Raw genomic sequence first — 435 nt, forward strand, 5'->3', positions numbered from 1 at the left:
GGACCCAGCGTTTCCTCTTTCTGCCTCTGTTTATCACCCTAGCCCAAGAAAAGTGAAAGTGAAGAGAATGTACAAATTATGCATCAGATCGATGAAATTGATATGAAGCACCCTTACTTCGGTTATCAGCAGATTACTCCTAACAAATGTCATTAATAAGTATTTTTCGATAAAAAAGAATTAATTTAGGAGTTGTAAAACTAATTTTTATCATTAATATTAACATCGTAACAATATTTTGGAGGGAGAAAATTTATGAATAGGAAAATGACGCTAAAAAAATTAAGTCAAATCAGTCTTATTGTTGTGGTAATAAGTTGCAATTTATTAACTGGAGGAGTTTCTCCTTTGTATGCAGAAGGACAAACCCCTACAGCAGAGTTCGGTTCCCTATTGACCAAAGGGGAAGAACAATTGCAAGCATTAAAGCAAGAA

The 435-nt window shown here is 34.0% G+C and carries 1 protein-coding gene; it reads left to right on the forward strand.

Annotation, left to right across the window (positions count from 1 at the left end):
- Positions 1–255 precede the first annotated feature (255 nt).
- Positions 256–435 (forward strand): hypothetical protein (locus PPOP_RS21735; protein WP_006285375.1); only part of this gene is annotated, 180 nt, incomplete at its 3' end.

Source organism: Paenibacillus popilliae ATCC 14706 (assembly GCF_000315235.1).
Taxonomy (GTDB): Bacteria; Bacillota; Bacilli; order Paenibacillales; family Paenibacillaceae; genus Paenibacillus_B; species Paenibacillus_B popilliae.